Source organism: Mesonia oceanica (genome assembly GCF_902499555.1).
Taxonomy (GTDB): Bacteria; Bacteroidota; Bacteroidia; order Flavobacteriales; family Flavobacteriaceae; genus Mesonia; species Mesonia oceanica.
Window position 1 is genome coordinate 129,366 of record NZ_CABVMM010000005.1, and the last position, 18,734, is coordinate 148,099.

Below are 18,734 nucleotides of genomic sequence, written 5' to 3' on the forward strand. Positions count from 1 at the left end.
CAAGTCCGTCTGCCGGAAGGGCAGGTTCAGCAGGACTTTTACAAGAATAAAAAAGAAACTATACGTGTTAAAAATAAGAAAATACGCCGCCATCGATATTGGTTCTAATGCTGTGAGATTATTAATCTCGACCATTACTGAACCGGAAAATAAAGAGACCACTTTTAAAAAAACATCCTTAGTTCGGGTTCCTATTCGTTTAGGTGCCGATGTGTTTATAAACGGGAAAATTTCCCAAGAAAATATGGTCCGAATGAAAGATACAATGCGTGCGTATAGCTTATTGATGAAATCTCATAAAATTGAGAAATATAAAGCTTGTGCGACTTCGGCCATGCGGGATGCCAATAATGGTAAGGAATTAGCGGCTCATATTTTAGAAGACTCGGGCATTGATATTGAAATTATTGATGGGGAACACGAAGCGGCTATTATTGCTGCGACAGATTTACATGAACTTATTCAAGATGATAAAACTTATTTGTATGTAGATGTTGGTGGAGGAAGTACCGAATTTACCCTGTATTCTGAAGGAAAAACAATTGCTTCCCGGAGTTTCAAATTGGGAACAGTTCGTTTGCTCAATAATATGATTGATGATTCGCTCTGGCAAGAAGCTGAAAAATGGGTGAAGGAACAAACAAAAAAATATACTAAAATTTCCCTGATTGGTTCTGGAGGAAACATCAATAATATCTTTAAAAGTAGTGGTAAAAAAATAGGTAAGCCTTTATCTTATCTGTACTTAAGTTCCTATTATCAGCTGTTGAATTCATTAACCTATGAAGATCGTATCTCTCAATTGGGAATGAATACCGACCGTGCCGATGTAATTATTCCGGCAACTAAAATTTATTTATCGGCTATGAAATGGAGTAGGTCCAGAAAAGTCTATGTTCCTAAAATTGGTCTCGCCGATGGTATAATTAAGTCTATTTATAACGAAACAAAAAAAAGCGAGTAAGCTGCTTCAAAAAGTAAATGGCTTTATCATTAGATAAAGCCATTCTAAAGAAATAGAAATCAAAAAAACTAACCAAATTAACTAAAACCCTACTTCTTATCTGTTTTTGTTTTCTTTTTATAAAACAAGTAAAATATTTGTGGCAATACGGTAAAAGACAAAAGCATACAAATTAGCAGTCCACCTACAATCATAATGGCTAAAGGTTTTTGTACTTCAGAGCCCATTCCATTAGAAAGTGCTGCGGGTAACAATCCTAAAGAACCCATTAAAGCAATCATAATTACCGGACGTATTCTGCTATATACTCCTTCAGAAATTGCTTTTTTTAACGGCATATGTTCTAAGTTTTCTTTCATCACAGCTACCAGAATAATTCCGTCAATGGTACAAACTCCGAAGAGAATAATAAACCCAATTCCTGCGGAAATTCCAAAGATGGTTCCTGTTAACCATAAGGAAATGAATCCTCCAATGAATGCAAATGAAAGTGTAGAAATACAAATAATCGTATCTTTTATATTTCCAAAGTTCATATACAATAGAAAAACAATAAGTAACATTACTGCCGGTACAATATAACTAAGTTGCTTGGTAGCACGTTCTTTACTTTCAAATTCTCCTGCCCATTCAACTTTAGTGTTTTTTGGGAAATTAATTTCTTCATCTACTGCTTTTTGAGCATCGGCAATGGTGCTTCCTAAATCTCTTCCGTCAATACTGAATCCTATGCCGGTGTAACGGCTACTACCTTCACGGTAAATAAATGCAGGTCCGGTTTTAAATTCGATATCAGCAATATTTTTTAGGGAAACTTTTTTATCGTTTAAGGTAGGTATAAGAATATTCCCAATCTCTTCTTCACTATCACGATACGGTTCGTCAAAGCGTATTTGCAAATCGAATTTACGCTCATCTTCATAAAAAGACGAAGCTGTTTTACCACCAATAGCCATTTCAATTACCGCTTGAGCATCTTCGGTACTTACCGCGTATTGCGCCATTTTGTTTTCCTTAAGGCTAATACGCAATTCTGGAAGACCTATGTTTTTATAAACTAATACATCGGTGATTCCATCAATATTGCTAATGGTTTTTGCTACTTGATTGGCTTGATCTTCCATTAGAAATAGATTATCTCCAAAAATCTTGATGACTAAAGAACTTTTTACTCCGGCAACATATTCTTCAACATTATCTTGGATAGGCTGACTGAATCCAAAGTTGATCCCTTTAAATTTTGCTAGGGTATCTTTCATTTCTCCAATCAATTCTTCTTTAGAAATATTTCTTTTCCAGTCGTTTTGATGTTTCAGCTCAATATGAAATTCATTATTAAAAAATCCGGTAGGATCGGTTCCATCGTTAGGTCTACCGGTTTGGTTAAGAACAAACATTACTTCATCAAAATTGCGTAATTTCTGCTTGATTTCTTTTCCTGTTTTTACCGATTCTTCTAAACTCACACTATTTGGTAATGTCGCTCGGATATAAACGGCACCTTCATTTAACTGCGGAATAAATTCGGTTCCATAATTCAGTAATTTTACTACACATACGATGAAGATGCCCATAAAAGCAAGCATTGTTATTTTTCTGTATTTACTTGCCGCATTAAACAATCTGAAAATATTTCCGCGGAAAAAATTGACTACCGGATTATTTTTTACCGTAATGTGCTTATTGAGTAATACTTTACACATCGCCGGCACTAAGGTTAAACTTAATAAGAGCGAACCTAAAAGAGCATAACCTAACGTATAGGCTAGCGGACTAAACATTTTTCCTTCGACTTTTTCGAAAGAGAAAATAGGAAAGAGCGCTATGATTAAAATTAGCTGCGCAAAGAAAATGTGTGGCGCTACTTTGCTTACACTTTTTCTAATGATATCTCCTTTAGAAATTTGTTTATAACGCTCAACCCCTAATTCTACAGATTTTTCTTCTAATTTTACGTAGACTGCTTCGACGATTACCAATGTTCCTTCGAGCAATAATCCAAAATCTAAGGCTCCCATCGAGATAAGATTGGCCGGCATTCCTTGTATTTTCAATAGAATAATGCTGAATAAGAATGACAGTGGAATAATAATCGCCACCGTAATGGTAGTTCTCCAATTAAATAAAAACACCAATACGATAAGTGATACCAATACAATCCCTTCAACTAAATTGGTACTTACGGTTTTCACGGTAGAATTCACCAATTCGGTACGATCGATAAATGATTTTATTTTTACATCATCTGGTAAAATACGCTCGTTGAGTTCGTCTATTTTATCTTTTAGGCGTTCAATTACTTCTGCAGGATTTTCTCCCCGAAGCATCACCACAATTCCTTCAACTACATCTTGATCGTCATCTAAACTTACCTGGCCCAATCTTGGTTTAGCCGAAATTTCTACTTTGGCCACATTTTTTACTAAAACCGGAGTTTGATTATGGGTAGTAATTAAGGTATTTTCAATATCTTCTATACTCGTTAACAAACCCACTCCACGTACCACATATGCTTGTTGGCCTTTCTGAATCATATCGCCACCTACATTAATATTACTTTTGGTGATGGCCTCGTAGAGGTCTAACGGAGTAAGATCGTATTGTTCTAAAGCTGTAGGATTAACCTGAATTTGATAGGTTTTTTCTTCTCCACCAAAACTTTGCACATCAGATATGCCGGGGACGGCAAGTAACTCTCTTTCAATTACCCATTCCTGGATGGCTGATAATTCTTTAATGGGACGATCACTTTCAATCACATACCTGAAGATTTCTCCGGTAGCTCCGTAAGGCGGATCGATTTCAGCATCGGAGCCTTCAGGTAAATCTACTCCCTGTAATCTATTTGCTGCGTATTGTTGTGCATAAAAATCTTCTACGCCATCTTCAAAAATAACGGTCACTACCGATAAACCGAATAATGAAATAGATCGAACATCAGACTTTTTAGGAATGGTATTCATTTTTTTCATTAAAGGTAAAGTGACAAATTTCTCTACTTCTTCGGCACTTCTTCCCGGCCATTGGGTAATAATTCTTGCCCTTGTGTTGGTTACATCAGGGAAAGCTTCAATGGGAGTGTGTATATAACTGTAAATTCCTGCGGCTGCTAGTAGTCCCGTTAAAAAAAATACGATGAAGGTATTCTTTAAGGAAAACGAGACTATGGCATTGGTGAATTTTTCCATCTTAATTTGTTCTACTTATCTTTAATTAATTGATGCGCTGTTTTCAAAAAGTAAAAGTGCGTTGTGGGTGATAATTTTATCCCCTTCTTGTAAGCCTTTTTCGATGAAAAAAGAATTTTCATCTTTAGAGAGGATTTTTACTTCGCTTACTTTGGCATCGCAATTATTTGCTAACTTCACCACATAGTACTTATTATTGCTAAAGACCACCGATTTTGCAGGAATATGCGGTGCTTTTTCTTGAGTATTATTTTTAACAATCGCTTCTACGTGTAAGCCCGGTTTTAAGAACAGCTCTTTATTTTCGAGTACAATTCTTCCTTTAAGCACATTTTCTAGAGGTTCTAACACATTAGAAATTCGGTCGATTTTGCCTTTAAATGTTTTGTTGGGATAGCTATTGGTTTTAATATTTACAGGCATTCCTTCTTTAACAGCATCGATATCAGTAGCATAAATATTTACATTGATCCATACCTCATCTAAATCGGAGATGGTAAATAACGGATCGCCTTCTGCGCCAATCTGCATTCCTGCAGCAATTTTATTATCCACTACAAATCCGCTTCTTGGGGCTTTAATCTGAAATACACCTTTTTCAGGGCTGGCACTGTAAAGCTTAAGGTTGGTTTGTAGCTTTTCTAAATCTGATTCCAGGTTTTGTTTTTCACTTTTTGCAGCGATCAATTCTTTTTCTGAAGCAATACCATCATTGTAAAAGCTTTGGGTAGATTGTAACTGACGCTTAGCCACTTCAAGATTCGCTTTAATTTGTTTAAGCTCAGTTTCAATCCCATTAAGTTCTGTACTTTTTATTTCAGCTAATACCTGATTTTTTTCAACTTTATCCCCTAAGGTGAAGTACGTATTGGTTATAATACCACCAACTAAACTTACGTAGTTGACCACTGCATTGGAATTGTAAGCAACAACGCCATTTAAACGTAAACTTTTTATCACATTATCATTAGTGATCTCCATTGGTTTAAGTTCGGCTACTTCATTTTCTGTAAAGCATTCTTGTTTTTTTACTTTTGCCTTTTGCTCTTCCTTACAACTAAAAAGTATTGCAGATCCCATCATAACTAATAATGGGAGTTTTATGTTTTTTAAGTAGTTCATTAGTTCGGGATGTTTATTTCTAGTCCTGTGTTGTGTTTTAATTCTTCTAAATCATTTAAATATTCTTGCTGATTTTCTAGAATGGTGCGTTTCGTATCGATATACGATTCTAGAAAATCCATATAGGTAATAATGTTGATCGATTGTAATTTGAAATATTCAGTATAAGCTTCCATTGTTTTATCTAAGCCCTCTAGGTATTCAGTATCGATATCATCAAAAAAGTGTGCAGCCTCTAGAAAGTTTTTATAGTTTTTACGAACCTGCTCACGAACTTCTAACAGCTTATTCTCATTTAAATAATTTTGCTGTTGCACAGCAAATTCAGCTTTTTTGATGTTTCCTTTGTTCCGATCAAAAAAGGGGAGATCTATAGAAAAACCAAAGCCAATAAAATCCTGTAAAATATTACCGCCGCGGTCATAACCAACAGACAAGGAAATATCCGGCGTCGCCATCGCTTTTTCATAATTTAATTTTTTTTGAGATCGTTGAATTTCTAATTGACTTATCGCAACATCAGGTCGATGTTTTAGTGCTTCTTCTTGTAAATAATTGAGCGTATAATTAAATGGGAGTTGGTATTCGTTATCCAGATTAAATGTGGTTTCGAAAGAAAGTGTGGTTTGATCCGGTAAATTCAGCATTACTACCAGTTCTTCATTCAGTTCGTTTAGTGCTTTTCTTTCCTCAATTAATTCATCTTTAATACTTAATAAGGAAGCTTGTAATCGAATAAGTTCTGCTTTGTTTACGTTGCCCTGATCGTATTGTTTTTGGTAAGCTTTTACAATATTTTCCAAAGAAACTAATTGGCGGTCAAGCATTTTTGCATAGCTCTCGTGAAATTGAAAAGCATAAATAGTTTTTCTGAATTCAGTTTTTAAGCTTAAAAGAAAGTCTTCTAGGTAAGATTGAGCCATTTCTGTGGAAACTTTTGCAAGTTCCACCCGTTTTTTACGTTTTCCAGCGGTTTCGATGACCTGTTCTATTTGTGCTGAAATCTGGCGGTATCGGCCAAAACTATCGCTCCCAAAAAGACTGGGTTGCTCTTCACCCGTTTTTTTCTGGTAATCTGCCGTCCAAAGGTTTACTTCGTTAACTTCCAGCGTAGGGTTAGGCCAAACTTTTGCCTGAATAACTTCAGCATCTGCCATATCTATGGATAATCGTTCGGCAAGAAGAGATATATTATTCTCTAAAAGCAGACGTTCAGCTTGCTTTAAATTTAATTGTAAAGTATCCTGCGTTTGTGACTGAGCTTTACTCAGCCCCCAACAAATAATAAAAAGTAACAGGTAAATTTTTCTCTTTTGCATTTCCTTATTTTGATATTACAAAAGAAGAGAATGAAGCTTAGAGCCAAATTTGTTCTATATTAAAAGCAGATTAAAGAAGATTAGAATTTTTTAATGTTGAGGAATTACAGGGAAAATTAATTGGATCTGTGTATAGTTTTTTAACTCACTGGTGATGGAAAACTGAATTTGGTGCAATTGGAAAATCTTAAGCGCAATACTCATCCCGAGTCCGTTTCCCTGGATACTAGTTGTGTTTTGACCTCTGTAGAACGGCTGATTGATATGTTTTAAATCTTGTTGAGAAACACCAATCCCATGATCAAGGACTTCTAACAGCAGTTGATTTTTTTGTTTGTAAAGATGTATCTCTACCGGTTTCATCTTAGAGAATTTAGCCGCATTTTCAATAATATTGAATAATGCCATATAAAGTAAAGTCTCATTTCCTTTAAACTCCAGTAAATGAAAATCTTCCGGAGAAATATCTAGTTGAATATTAAACTTTTCTGCAGAATATAATGGCGTTAATTTTTCAATAATTTCCCAGATAAGTTCATCGACTCTAATATTTTCTTTAAGCTGAATACTTTTATTAAGATTAGAAAGGGTAAGTAAGTTTTCTAAAATATTTTTAAGTTGTTGGGCGTCCTGCAATACCTGTTCTGAAGTTTCACGGTAATTTTCGTTGCTCCGGTTTCGTTGCAGGCTTACTTCTAACTGATTAATGATACTGGCAAGTGGCGTTTTTAGTTCGTGAGAAGAAAAATCTACAAAATTCTTTTGCTGTTCGTAACTAGCTTCTATCTCCTTTAAAAGATTATTGAATGCCTGAAAAAGTTCTTCTAACTCGTCCTTAGAGCTTGTGTATGAAAGTTGTAGCGGACTTTTATTTAAATTCAAATTATTTACCTGCTGAATAATATTTCTTACCGGCTTATAGGCCAATTTCGAGAGGTGAGAAGTTAGAAAAATAAGAATGATCATCGCTACACAAAAGCTAATTGCCAGAATGCCGATTAATCTTTTTTTCTGACTTTGGATCATTGGGTTTTTAGCTTTTACCAAGACTACAAAATCACCCTGATTGTCTTTGTAAAATAGCCCGTGGTAGTAGGTGTCATTTTTTCTGAAATTTAATTCTCCTTCTTTTTTTATTTTTTCTAAGCTCTCACTCCAGTCATCATTAATTTGTTTGGTGTTAAAAACAATATTTTTTTGAGCATCAAAAATACTAACTTCCTCATTTGGACTTACATTATAAAAAGCATTTTGAATAGGTTGAAAACCTTTTTGGCTCAGCTCATCCCGTTCTAAATAAAACATTGCTGAAATCTTTGCGGTTCTTGAAAGTTCTTGAAAATAAATGTTTTTAGAACTTTGGTAAAATGCAAAATAAATGATGATCGAACTCATCAAAAAAACAAGTCCAAATAATACACTTGAAATTAGCGTTATTTTCTGTCTAATTTTCATTGTTCATCAGAAATCATATAACCTCTTCCTTTAATGGTATGAATAAGTTTAGTTTCTGTTTTGCTGTCAATTTTATTTCTCAGGTAAGAAATGTATACATCAATTACATTGGTGTAAGTATCTTGCTGTGTTTTCCAAACCTTTTGTAGAATTGTTTGGCGGGTAACTACTTCGTTTTTATGTTCTAAAAGGATTTTTAATAGTAAAAATTCTTTTTGGGAAAGTTTGATGGTTTTGCCATTTCTTTCTACTTTGTGTGCTTTAAAATTTAGTTTCAGATTATCGCAAAACAGGTCTTCTTCAATTTTTGGTTGGTAGTTAGTTGTTCTTCTATTGAGTGCTTTTATTCTAGAAATAAGTTCTTTAAAATGAAAAGGTTTTACTAAATAATCATCAGCCCCTTTATCCAAAGCTTTAATTTTATCTTCGGGTTCTCCCAATGCACTTAAAATAATAATAGGGGTAATTATTTTTTTAAAACGAATAAGTTCACAAAGCTCAATACCGGTAAGTCCAGGTAGCATAATATCGAAAATAAATAAATCCCAATTTTGATTGAAAATAAGGTCTCTGGCAGCAAAACCATCTTCTTCTGTTTGTACCAAAAATCCTTCTTCATTTAAGCCTGTGCTTAAAGATTCCCTTATGCGCTTATTATCTTCAACTAGTAAAATTTTCAATATGAAAAACTATATATTATCCGTGAATGCTTTCACCTTCACTAAAGCTAGAAATAATTTTTGCTTCATAATCTAAAAGCGACTGCCATTTTTCTTCTACTATTTCACGTTCGCCATATTTTCTGGCAAAATTAAGAAACATGGTATAGTGGTTGGCTTCACTAATCATGAGTTTTTTGTAGAAAAGTTTAAGTTCTTTGTCTTCCAATTGTTCAGCTAAAAGCTTAAAACGTTCACAACTTCTTGCTTCAATTAATCCTGCGTAAAGTAAACGATGAATCATTTGGTCTAAACGGCTTCCTCCTTTTGGGAAAAATTTCATTAATTCTTGTACGTAAGGATCGGGCTTATACCAACCTAATTGATAACCTCTTTCGAGAATTTTATCGTGAACCATTTTAAAATGGCTCATTTCTTCTTCGGTTAAGGCAATCATTTCTTTGACTAACTCTGGATATTCGGGGTAATTGATAATTAATGAAATAGCTGTTGAAGCTGCTTTTTGTTCGCACCAAGCGTGATCGATTAGAATATCATCTATATTTTTTTCGGCAATATTTGCCCAACGAGGATCTGTAGGAAGTTTTAAACCAAGCATAATTATTGTATATCTAAATCGAAAGTGGTTCTTAATTTATCGATAAGGGGGTTTTTCTCTTTCAGCTTTTCAAATTTTTCACGAGTGGTAAACGCATATTTTTTTTGCACCTGTTCATTAACATCTATTTCAAGTTGAATGGAGGTGTTTTTTATTTTTCTTTTTATAAACTTTAAAAGTTCACCCTGTGATTTTTGCAACTCGATTCGCATAGTATCATTGGGAAGTTCTATGTGAATTACATTTCCAACCAAAGTAGGCTTATCGGTATCTACAATGGAAGCTAAAATTTTCTTTCCCTTTTTGGTGAGTTTTTTTACATAATCTTTCCAAGCTTCTTGAACTTGCTCTTCAGTAAAATCTTCACTGAGTTCTTCTTCAGGAATGGCAAGTCTTTCTTTTATCTCTTTTTCGTGCTTTTTCTTTTGCTGAATGCTTTTTAAAGAAAGCCCCGAAGCTTTTTTGCGTTTATTTAAATCTACCTGAGGTTTGGTTTCCGTAATTACTTCTTTTTCTTCAGAAGTAGGTAATTCAACTGCTACAGGTGTTTCCTTTTTAGGTTCAGGATGCTCGTTACTTTCAATAACTTCTTTAGCTTCTTCTGAAACTTTTTTAGAAGGAATTTTTTCCGTAGAAATAAAATTTTCCGCAGGAATTATGAATCGCTTAGCGTTTTTTTTTTCTCCATCAAAAGTGATGGAGGCAAGTTGCATTAAGCATAATTCAACTAATAGACGTGGATTTCGACTAGTTCGATATTTTAAATCGCATTCGTTGGCCAACTCAATGGCTTTTAGCAGAAAATCTTGTGGTGATTCTTGCGATTGCTTAAAATAGAGTGTTTTTACCTGTTCACCAACTTCTAGTAATTCGATAGTAGATTGATTTTTACAAACCAATAAATCCCTAAAATGAGAAGCTAAACCGGCTATGTAATGATGTCCATCAAAGCCTTTGGCTAAAATTTCATTGAATTGCAACAAAAGATTAGGGATATCATTTTGAAGAATAAAATCTGTAGATTTAAAATAGGTTTCGTAATCTAAGACGTTTAGGTTTTCGGTTACTGCTTCCCTAGTCAAGTTGTTTCCGCTAAAACTTACCACTCGATCGTAAATGGAAAGTGCATCACGCATTGCTCCATCTGCTTTTTGCGCAATGATATGTAGCGCATCGTCTTCTGCCTCTACGCCTTCATTTTTAGCAATTTTAGCTAAGTATTCTTTAGCATCGGTTACCGTAATTCTTTTAAAATCAAAAATCTGGCAACGTGATAAAATAGTAGGGATAATTTTATGCTTCTCGGTAGTTGCTAAAATAAAAATAGCGTGTTTGGGTGGCTCTTCCAAGGTTTTTAAAAACGCATTAAAAGCCGAAGAAGAAAGCATATGAACCTCGTCTATAATATAGACTTTATATTTACCCACTTGTGGAGGAATCCTTACCTGATCGATAAGATTCCTAATATCATCTACAGAGTTATTGGAAGCCGCATCTAATTCAAAGATATTAAAAGCGTAATCTTCGTCTTTATTTTCTGTAGCTTGTTGATTTATTTTCTTGGCGAGAATTCTGGCACAGGTTGTTTTTCCAACACCACGAGGGCCGGTAAATAATAGAGCTTGTGCTAAATGATTATTTTGAATAGCATTTAGCAAAGTATTGGTAATCGCTTTTTGTCCGACTACATCTTCAAAAGTTTCGGGCCTGTATTTTCTGGCTGAGACAACAAAATGTTCCATTGGTACAAAAATAGAAATAGTGCTTGAATAAGGCTTTTTTCTGTGTTATTTTTTACAAATAATTATTCACAATTTGTTGAATAAATAGACTAGGTGATTAGATTAAAGTATATTTGCGCCATGCAGGCCGCCTTATCGCTAAATTTTAGGATTTAGAGGAAAGTCCGGACACCAAAGGGAAGCATAGCGGTTAACGGCCGCCGGCCGAAAGGTTAGGACCAGTGCAACAGAAAGAATGTACAGGTAATGCTGTAGTGAAATCAGGTAAACTCTATGCGGTGCAATACCATGTAAACCGGTGCTTAAGATTGCCCGATCGATGCCGGAGGGTAGGTAGCTAGAGATTTTTGGCAACAAAAATTCCAGATAAATGATAAGGGCTCGTTTAGAGTACAAAATCCGGCTTATAGGCCTGCTATTTTTTTAGGATTTCCTGTAGCCATTTTTTGGCTTCTTCAATTTCATCAAAAACTTCAAAAGGTTTTTTAAAGAAGTCTTTTTCAAACAGTGCTGTTTTTCTAGACACCTCGCTATAACAAACAATGGCCATAGCACTTAAACGCTCATGAATACTTGAAACAGGATAAGTAACCGGGTTCATATTGTAGCTGTAAATTCGGTTGGCAATATAGCCGAAATTCTTATCTGGAAATTGCTCGTCCATGATATTGATCATATAGTGAAGTTCTTCTATATCAAAAATGATATCTTCTTTGATAGAAGAAATTACATAATTATCGTAAAACTCCATATAGGCAATTTCACTATCTATTATTTTAATAGGTGAAGACATATCCGATAAGTTATAAAATTTATTGCACTTTAAAAAAGGAAAAGGTTGAATTTCCATATTTGCGGTGCTCTAAAAAATAGGGACTGTTGGATAAATTGGTATGTTTAGAATGTTCTATAATTAACATTCCGTCTTCTGTGAGAAGCTCATTTTTAAAGGTTAATTCGATAATTTTAAAAAACTCTTCTTCTGAAAAATTGTATGGGGGATCTGCAAAAATAATATCGTTTTTAGATTTTACTTTTTCTAAGTATTTAAAAACATCACTTTTTACAGTTGTGATTTCAGCATCTAGTTCTTTGGCGGTTTTATTTATAAATTTCACACAGCCAAAATGTTGATCTACCGCTGTGATATTGGTAGTTCCTCTTGATAAAAATTCATAGGAAATATTACCAGTGCCAGAAAAAAGATCTAACAGAACAGTATTTTCGAAATCTATTTGAAAATTTAAAATATTAAATAATGCCTCCTTTGCCATATCTGTAGTAGGCCTTACGGGGAGGTTTTTAGGGGCTATTAATCTTTTTCCTTTATATTTTCCTGAAATTATTCTCATAGCAAATTACTAAGTAGTAAGAAATTTTGTTTAGGGTTAATTTGTTTTTGAGAGAGGTTGGTGAAGTTAGTGGTTAACAAGGAAGTATTTAAAAATTCTATTTCTTTAATATAGGTATAAAGGTAGTTGTAAGTTGAATCGGTTTCGTTGATTTTTCCTAAAATTTTTAGTCGAACTTTTTCAGTATCTAATTTCAACTGTTCAAAACAAAAAAGAATATAGTAGATAAAATCCTGTGGTGTAAAATACTCAAAAGAATTGGCCAAGAGTAATTCCTTGTCCTTAAAAATGTAAAGGCTTAGCATATTCTTTTCAACATACACATATGCTTCTGTCTGGTTAGCTATTTCTGAAAATTGCTCGATAAATAGAGTAGAAGCGTGCTTGTAATTAAATTCTCCAAAATTATCCAATAAGTAATTGTTGATATTGGTATAAGGAATAAAAACGTTTTTGGCTTCAATAGCTTCAATATGGTCAAAAGCTATAAAGTCTGTTTTTAATATTTTGATATTGAATTTTAAATAATCGGTTAAGTTTTCTTCAGAAAAATAGGTATGGGGAACAATGCTATAAAGCGCATTGGAATAAATTACTTTAACAGAAGTTATTTTTTGCTTAGTCTCTTCTAATAAATGAAACTTAAAAGCTTTTTTTAATTCCTCTAAGATTTTTTCAGGATTTAAAATTTTAGAAAAGCTTTCTGTATGAAAGTTTTCAATAGAATTCTGCTTTTTGTTTAGGATACAAAAAGAAAGTCCATCTTGAGCAATCAAGATGGACAAAGTATAGTTGTTATTATTTTTTTTATTCGTCGTTATCACCGAAAACTTTAGGCCAGTTACCTTTGGTATTTACTTCAGACATCGATCCTACTTGAATGTATTCACCATTTACACCATCAACAGCAACGGTTTGCTTTTCTTGTGCTACTAAATCTTTATCTTGATCTTCTAAGATTAGACTTTTATCTACTTTTACTTCAAAAACCGGAATATAGTTTCCGTTTTTATAAGTTTTACCAGCCTCTAAATCGAACTTCTTATTATCTGTGTAAGGAATGAACATCATTTCCTTATACCTGTCTGAGTTTTTAAATAAAGAATCTTTAACTGGTGTATAGCCCAAAGTATCTATTAATACTTTAGATTTATATTGATCTACTCCCAATTGTTTGGTTCTTTCTTCATCTAATATGGTAGTATCTCTACGTTGAGTTACTGTAAATTCTGCAGTATCAATAAAAGTCACAAGGCTATCGAAATTTCCTGAAAATCTTCCGGTAATTGTTTTGTGTGCAAGCTCTGCCTGTCGAATATCTTTTAATTTATCAATTACTTTTTGATACCTTTTATCTCTAACTTTATTAAATTGAATGGGTTCGTAAACCGAGTTAAAGGTGAAATAACCCAAAACACCAATAACAACCCATAATAGTAATTGAATAACAAGTTTCATCTTTTCTAGAAATTTAATTTAATTAGTTGTACGCAAATCTACAATTTTTTTTTATTCGTAAAAGTTTCCAAGTCAAAAATCACCCTTATATTTGGTTTTATCAGAAACTTTAAACCCATTAATGACGCCTAACGAATTTTACAAACTCTTAAAGAACGATTTTCCTTTTACAGTAACTACACAACAAGATGTAGCTTTACAAAAATTGTCTAATTTTATTTTATCTGAAAAACCAGATCAATTATTTCTCCTCAAAGGTTATGCCGGAACGGGAAAAACTTCCATTATTGGTACAATTGTTAAAAATTTATGGAAAGTGAAAATGAGTCCGGTACTCGCAGCACCAACCGGACGTGCAGCCAAAGTAATGAGTAATTATTCTGGTTATCAAGCTCAAACTATTCACCGAAAAATATATTACCCTAAAAAAACCGGAGGAACCCAAGTGCAGTTTGTGCTTCAAAAGAATAAACATAAAAACACCATTTTTATTATAGATGAAGCTTCCATGATTTCAGATTATGGGGGAGATGCGAAACTATTTGATAATGGTTCGCTTTTAGACGATTTAATTGAATATGTCTATTCTGGTAGAAATTGCAAACTTATTTTTATTGGAGATACTGCGCAATTACCCCCAGTAAAATTAACTTTAAGTCCGGCACTCGATCAAGATAAACTTTCTTTAAGCTTTCAGAAAGACGTAGATCATATTGAATTAACAGAAGTGGTACGCCAGCAACAAGAGAGTGGAATTCTTTATAATGCTACTCTAATAAGGGAAGCTATTAAGGATCAATTTTTTGAAGATTTTAAATTTGAATTGGGTATTGCCGACGATTTTGTAAGACTGGTAGATGGTTATGAAATTATGGATGCCATTAACGATTCGTATAGTGCTGGAGGCTACGAAGAAACTGCAATTGTAGTGAGGTCTAATAAACGTGCCAATATTTATAATGAACAAATTAGAAGCCGAATATTATTTCAGGAAAATGAAATCGCTACCGGAGATTACTTAATGGTAGTTAAAAATAATTACTTCTGGATCAAGCCTAATTCTGAAGCCGGTTTTATTGCTAATGGGGATATTGTAGAAATACTGGAGATTTTTGAAATTGTAGATTTATATGGTTTTAGGTTTGCCGAAATAAAAGTACAAATGGTAGATTATCCCAAGATGCCAGCTTTTGAAACCGTAATTATGCTCGATACCCTAACTGTAAATGCTCCATCATTAAGCTATGAGCAATCTAACGAGCTCTACCAAGAAGTCTTAAAAGATTATGCCGATGAGACTTCTAAGTACAAACGCTTTTTAAAGGTGAAGAATAATAAATACTTTAATGCATTACAGGTAAAGTTCAGTTACGCCATGACTTGCCACAAGTCACAAGGTGGACAATGGGATCATGTGTTTGTGGAACAACCTTATTTAAAAGAAGGAATTACGGAAGATTATTTAAGATGGCTTTATACAGCTTGCACGAGGGCTAAGAGTAAATTGTATTTAATTGGATTTAAGGACGAATTTTTTGAAGAGGAAAAATTATGATCATCTCCTGTGATTTTTAGTATTTTTGAAAGCGTTTTAAAATAAAACAATGTCAGCACAAAAAGATTCATTAAAAATAATAGCCATGATTCCTGCCCGTTATCAAGCGAGTCGCTTTCCGGGAAAACTAATGCAGGATCTTGGTGGTAAAACGGTAATTACCAGAACTTATGAAGCAGCCATTAAAACAAAACTTTTTCATGGAGTATATGTAGTAACCGATAGCCAACTTATTTTTAATGAAATTACTGAGCATGGAGGCAAGGCCATTATGAGTAAAAAGGAACATGAATGTGGAAGCGATCGTATTGCTGAAGCCGTGGAAGATATGGAAGTTGATATAGTGGTAAATGTGCAAGGAGATGAGCCTTTTATAGAAAAAGAAAGTTTAGCAGAATTGTTATCCGTATTTAAGGCGAAAGATGCTCATCAAATTGATTTAGCTTCATTAAAAACTGCTATAGAGACTGAAGAAGATATTGTGAATCCGAATCACGTAAAAGTGATTACCAATAAAAATGATTATGCTCTTTATTTTTCACGTTCTCCTATCCCGTATATAAGAAATAAAGAAGCAACAATTACTTATTATAAACACATAGGCATTTATGCTTTTCGAAAAAAGGCTTTAATGGATTTTTACCACTTACCAATGTTAAGCTTGGAAAACGCAGAAAAATTAGAGCAGCTTCGTTATTTAGAATATGGAAAAAATATTAAAATGGTAGAAACTAATCTTAAAACCATAGGTATTGATACTCCTGAAGATTTGGAAAAAGCTCGAAAACTGTTAGCAAATTAATTACTTACAGCTTTTTTATAAACTTTTAAACAGCGTTCACGGGCTTCTTTATGCTCCACTATAGGTTCTGGATAGTTATCTGTACCATATTCAGGTATCCATTTTTTGATGTATTCTTCATCTTTATCGTATTTATCTTTCTGAGAAATGGGATTAAAAATCCTAAAATACGGAACCGCATCAACACCACTTCCCGCAACCCATTGCCAATTGCCTACGTTGGAAGACATTTCATAATCCAATAGCTTTTCAGCAAAATAAGCTTCTCCCCAGCGCCAATCTATTAACAAGTGTTTGCATAAAAAACTTCCTACCACCATTCTAACCCGATTGTGCATAAAACCAGATTCATTTAATTGTCGCATTCCTGCATCAACCAACGGATAGCCGGTTTTTCCTTCTTTCCATTTATTAAATTCGGTTTTGTTATTTCTCCATTCAATTCGATCATATTTTTTCTTGAAAGCATCGGTGACGGTTGCTGGGTAATGATAAAGAATTTGCATAAAAAATTCTCTCCAAATTAATTCTTCAAAAAAGGTTTCATCTTTTACCTGAATCGCTTTTTTTACCATTTTTCTAATACTTACCGTACCAAATCGTAAATGGACACTCAAACGGGAAGTACCTTCTTTTGCGGGTAAATTTCTTTGATCATCATATGCTCTCATCATAGTTTTTGTAACCGTATAATCCGGTACTTCTATCGATGATTTTTTAAAGCCAATATCACTTAAAGAAAGATTGGGAAGTCGGGTGTTTTTAATGAGGTTATCTAGGTAATCGTTGGTGTAAAAAATTCGTAATTTATCTTCTTTAAAATTACTCTTCCAGGTTTTCATATAAGGTGTGTAAACCAAGTAAGGATCACCATCATTTTTTACTACTTCATCTTTTTCAAAAATAACTTGATCTTTATAAGTAGTAAACTTTATCTCTTCTTTTTTTAGAAGATCACTTATTTTTTCATCTCGTTCTTTCGCATATGGTTCATAATCACGATTGGTTACAACTTCAGCTATATTATAATCTTCAATTAGTTTTTTGAAAATTTCTTCAGGTTTTCCGTCAAACATAGCAATCGAGCTATCGTAATTTTCTTGAAGTTCTTTTCGCATTTTTTGTAATTCCTGAAAAATAAAACTCACCCGGGCATCATCTTTGGGTAAATCTTTTAATATTTCAGCATCAAAAATAAAAATAGGCAAGACAGGAAAGTCTCCTTGCAAAGCTCTGTAAAATCCTATATTATCATCTAATCTTAGGTCACGTCTAAACCAAAAAACAGTGTATTTTTCTGTACTCATTATTGAAGGTTTAAGGTTGAAAGTCCGCCATCTAGTCCTAGAATTTGACCGGTCATCCAATTACTCTCCTCACTTAATAAAAATTTAGTCATTTTTGCTATATCTTCTGGCGTTCCTATTCGCTTTAAAGGATGGCGTTCTGCCATTTTCTGTTTCTTTTCTTCTTTATTTAAAAGTTTTTCGGCAAGCTGAGTATCGGTTAGGGAAGGGGCAATTACATTTACCCGAATGTTGGGTGCAAATTCTGCAGCTAAAGATTTAGCAAAACCTTCAATGGCTCCTTTGGATGCAGCAATGCTGGTGTGAAAAGGCATTCCAACTTTTACGGCTACGGTACTATAAAACACCAAACTAGCTTGATCTGCGTTTTTTAATTTAGGAAGTAAAGCATTGACTACTTTTATCAATGAAAGAAAGTTAAGCTGAATTTCTTCTTCAAAATCTTTTGGTTTCAGCATTTTAAAAGGCTTTAAATTAATGCTTCCGGGAAAGTAAGCCAAACCGTCAATAGTTTCAGGTAAGTCTAGCTCTTCTGCCTGATCTTTTAAAACATCAAATGCTAAGTGTTCAACTTCTAAACCAGAAAGATTCTCCTTACTTCTCGAGCATACAAAAACTTTATTGTCTTTTTCTAATAATTTTGCAGTTGCTAAACCAATTCCTTTGCTTCCTCCAATTAATACTATATTTTTCATTCTTAATATTTTCCAAATAATTCTTCCAACTTTTCTTTTCTATAACTAAAAATTTCCTCTAGCTTATTTTTTACTAAAAAAGGATGTACCATTCTACCCAATATTCCAAAAGGAAGTTTGTAATGGATAATGTCTTCCATCTCTATACCATCACTAATTTCTTTTATAAAATGTTTGTGGTGCCATAGCTTATAGGGACCAAATCGCTGTTCATCTACAAAAAACTCGTTTTCTTTTACATGGGTGATTTCGGTGACCCATTTTGTTTTTATCCCTGCTACCGGAGTAACTATATACTGAATGACCTGTCCTTGGTACATTTTTCTATCGGCCCCATCTATAATATCGAATCCCATATAATCTGGAGTGATGATTGATAAGTTGGAAGGGTCTGAAAGAAACTCCCATGCCTTTTCTTTAGTAATGGGAAGTTTTTGGGTTTTATGGAGTTTATATATCTTCATAGCTGAAAAATAATCTATATTTTGTTCAGTTTT

General features: G+C 33.7%; 17 protein-coding genes and 1 other RNA gene. 4 read left to right on the plus strand and 14 right to left on the minus strand.

Annotated elements, in window-relative coordinates; genetic code table 11:
* Positions 1-64 precede the first annotated feature (64 nt).
* Positions 65-964 (plus strand): Ppx/GppA phosphatase family protein, encoded by a 900-nt coding sequence (locus FVB9532_RS07570; RefSeq protein WP_150544606.1) that lies wholly within the window; start codon positions 65-67, stop codon positions 962-964.
* A gap of 89 nt (positions 965-1,053) precedes the next feature.
* Here FVB9532_RS07570 and FVB9532_RS07575 read toward each other — a convergent pair whose 3' ends face one another.
* The 7 genes from FVB9532_RS07575 to FVB9532_RS07605 all read right to left on the minus strand — a co-directional run bounded on the left by FVB9532_RS07575 (position 1,054) and on the right by FVB9532_RS07605 (position 11,068).
* Entirely contained in the window at positions 1,054-4,152 is a 3,099-nt protein-coding gene (locus FVB9532_RS07575; RefSeq protein WP_150544607.1) for an efflux RND transporter permease subunit, read from the minus strand.
* A 21-nt stretch (positions 4,153-4,173) separates the two neighbouring features.
* Positions 4,174-5,274 carry an efflux RND transporter periplasmic adaptor subunit gene (locus FVB9532_RS07580; protein ID WP_150544608.1) on the minus strand — a complete coding sequence of 367 codons (1,101 nt, stop codon included), beginning with the start codon at positions 5,272-5,274 and terminating at the stop codon, positions 4,174-4,176.
* Positions 5,274-6,593: a TolC family protein gene (locus tag FVB9532_RS07585; RefSeq protein WP_150544609.1), complete on the minus strand. Its 1,320-nt coding sequence runs from the start codon at positions 6,591-6,593 to the stop codon at positions 5,274-5,276. The genes FVB9532_RS07580 and FVB9532_RS07585 overlap by 1 nt, the downstream gene beginning before the upstream one ends.
* A gap of 90 nt (positions 6,594-6,683) precedes the next feature.
* Positions 6,684-7,988: a HAMP domain-containing sensor histidine kinase gene (locus FVB9532_RS07590; protein WP_194716506.1), complete on the minus strand. Its 1,305-nt coding sequence runs from the start codon at positions 7,986-7,988 to the stop codon at positions 6,684-6,686.
* A 56-nt stretch (positions 7,989-8,044) separates the two neighbouring features.
* Entirely contained in the window at positions 8,045-8,728 is a 684-nt protein-coding gene (locus tag FVB9532_RS07595) for a response regulator transcription factor (RefSeq protein ID WP_150544611.1), read from the minus strand.
* 16 nt (positions 8,729-8,744) lie between these two features.
* Complete coding sequence (miaE, locus tag FVB9532_RS07600; protein WP_150544612.1) at positions 8,745-9,326, minus strand: MiaE family protein; 582 nt, start codon at positions 9,324-9,326, stop codon at positions 8,745-8,747.
* A gap of 2 nt (positions 9,327-9,328) precedes the next feature.
* Complete coding sequence (locus FVB9532_RS07605; protein WP_150544613.1) at positions 9,329-11,068, minus strand: DNA polymerase III subunit gamma/tau; 1,740 nt, start codon at positions 11,066-11,068, stop codon at positions 9,329-9,331.
* 119 nt (positions 11,069-11,187) lie between these two features.
* Between FVB9532_RS07605 and rnpB the strand changes: the two genes are divergently transcribed.
* Positions 11,188-11,491, plus strand: an RNA gene (gene rnpB, locus FVB9532_RS07610) — RNase P RNA component class A.
* On the opposite strand, the gene FVB9532_RS07615 is transcribed toward rnpB, so the two are convergent.
* From FVB9532_RS07615 to FVB9532_RS07630, 4 genes are read right to left on the minus strand one after another with little or no spacing between them, the layout of a single operon-like run.
* Complete coding sequence (locus FVB9532_RS07615; protein WP_150544614.1) at positions 11,484-11,861, minus strand: hypothetical protein; 378 nt, start codon at positions 11,859-11,861, stop codon at positions 11,484-11,486. The two genes, rnpB and FVB9532_RS07615, sit on opposite strands and share 8 nt — an antisense overlap.
* A gap of 19 nt (positions 11,862-11,880) precedes the next feature.
* Positions 11,881-12,420 carry a 16S rRNA (guanine(966)-N(2))-methyltransferase RsmD gene (gene rsmD, locus FVB9532_RS07620; protein WP_150544615.1) on the minus strand — a complete coding sequence of 180 codons (540 nt, stop codon included), beginning with the start codon at positions 12,418-12,420 and terminating at the stop codon, positions 11,881-11,883.
* Positions 12,417-13,244, minus strand: a complete 828-nt coding sequence (locus FVB9532_RS07625) for a DUF3822 family protein (protein ID WP_194716507.1) — start codon at positions 13,242-13,244, stop codon at positions 12,417-12,419. Before FVB9532_RS07625 ends, rsmD begins: the two co-directional genes overlap by 4 nt.
* A complete protein-coding gene (locus FVB9532_RS07630; RefSeq protein WP_150544617.1) occupies positions 13,228-13,878 on the minus strand; it encodes a hypothetical protein in 651 nt (216 codons plus the stop codon). Before FVB9532_RS07630 ends, FVB9532_RS07625 begins: the two co-directional genes overlap by 17 nt.
* Positions 13,879-13,999: 121 nt before the next feature.
* On the opposite strand from FVB9532_RS07630, the gene FVB9532_RS07635 reads away from it, so the two are divergent.
* Positions 14,000-15,433: an ATP-dependent DNA helicase gene (locus FVB9532_RS07635; protein ID WP_150544724.1), complete on the plus strand. Its 1,434-nt coding sequence runs from the start codon at positions 14,000-14,002 to the stop codon at positions 15,431-15,433.
* 49 nt (positions 15,434-15,482) lie between these two features.
* Positions 15,483-16,235 (plus strand): 3-deoxy-manno-octulosonate cytidylyltransferase, encoded by a 753-nt coding sequence (gene kdsB / locus FVB9532_RS07640; RefSeq protein WP_150544618.1) that lies wholly within the window; start codon positions 15,483-15,485, stop codon positions 16,233-16,235.
* On the opposite strand, the gene FVB9532_RS07645 is transcribed toward kdsB, so the two are convergent.
* Genes FVB9532_RS07645 through FVB9532_RS07655 form a run of 3 tightly spaced genes read right to left on the minus strand, consistent with a single transcriptional unit; the run spans position 16,232 to position 18,701 of the window.
* A complete protein-coding gene (locus tag FVB9532_RS07645; RefSeq protein ID WP_150544619.1) occupies positions 16,232-17,542 on the minus strand; it encodes a cryptochrome/photolyase family protein in 1,311 nt (436 codons plus the stop codon). The two genes, kdsB and FVB9532_RS07645, sit on opposite strands and share 4 nt — an antisense overlap.
* Positions 17,542-18,237 (minus strand): SDR family NAD(P)-dependent oxidoreductase, encoded by a 696-nt coding sequence (locus FVB9532_RS07650; RefSeq protein ID WP_150544620.1) that lies wholly within the window; start codon positions 18,235-18,237, stop codon positions 17,542-17,544. Before FVB9532_RS07650 ends, FVB9532_RS07645 begins: the two co-directional genes overlap by 1 nt.
* Positions 18,238-18,239: 2 nt before the next feature.
* Positions 18,240-18,701 carry an SRPBCC family protein gene (locus tag FVB9532_RS07655; protein ID WP_150544621.1) on the minus strand — a complete coding sequence of 154 codons (462 nt, stop codon included), beginning with the start codon at positions 18,699-18,701 and terminating at the stop codon, positions 18,240-18,242.
* Positions 18,702-18,734 lie beyond the last annotated feature (33 nt).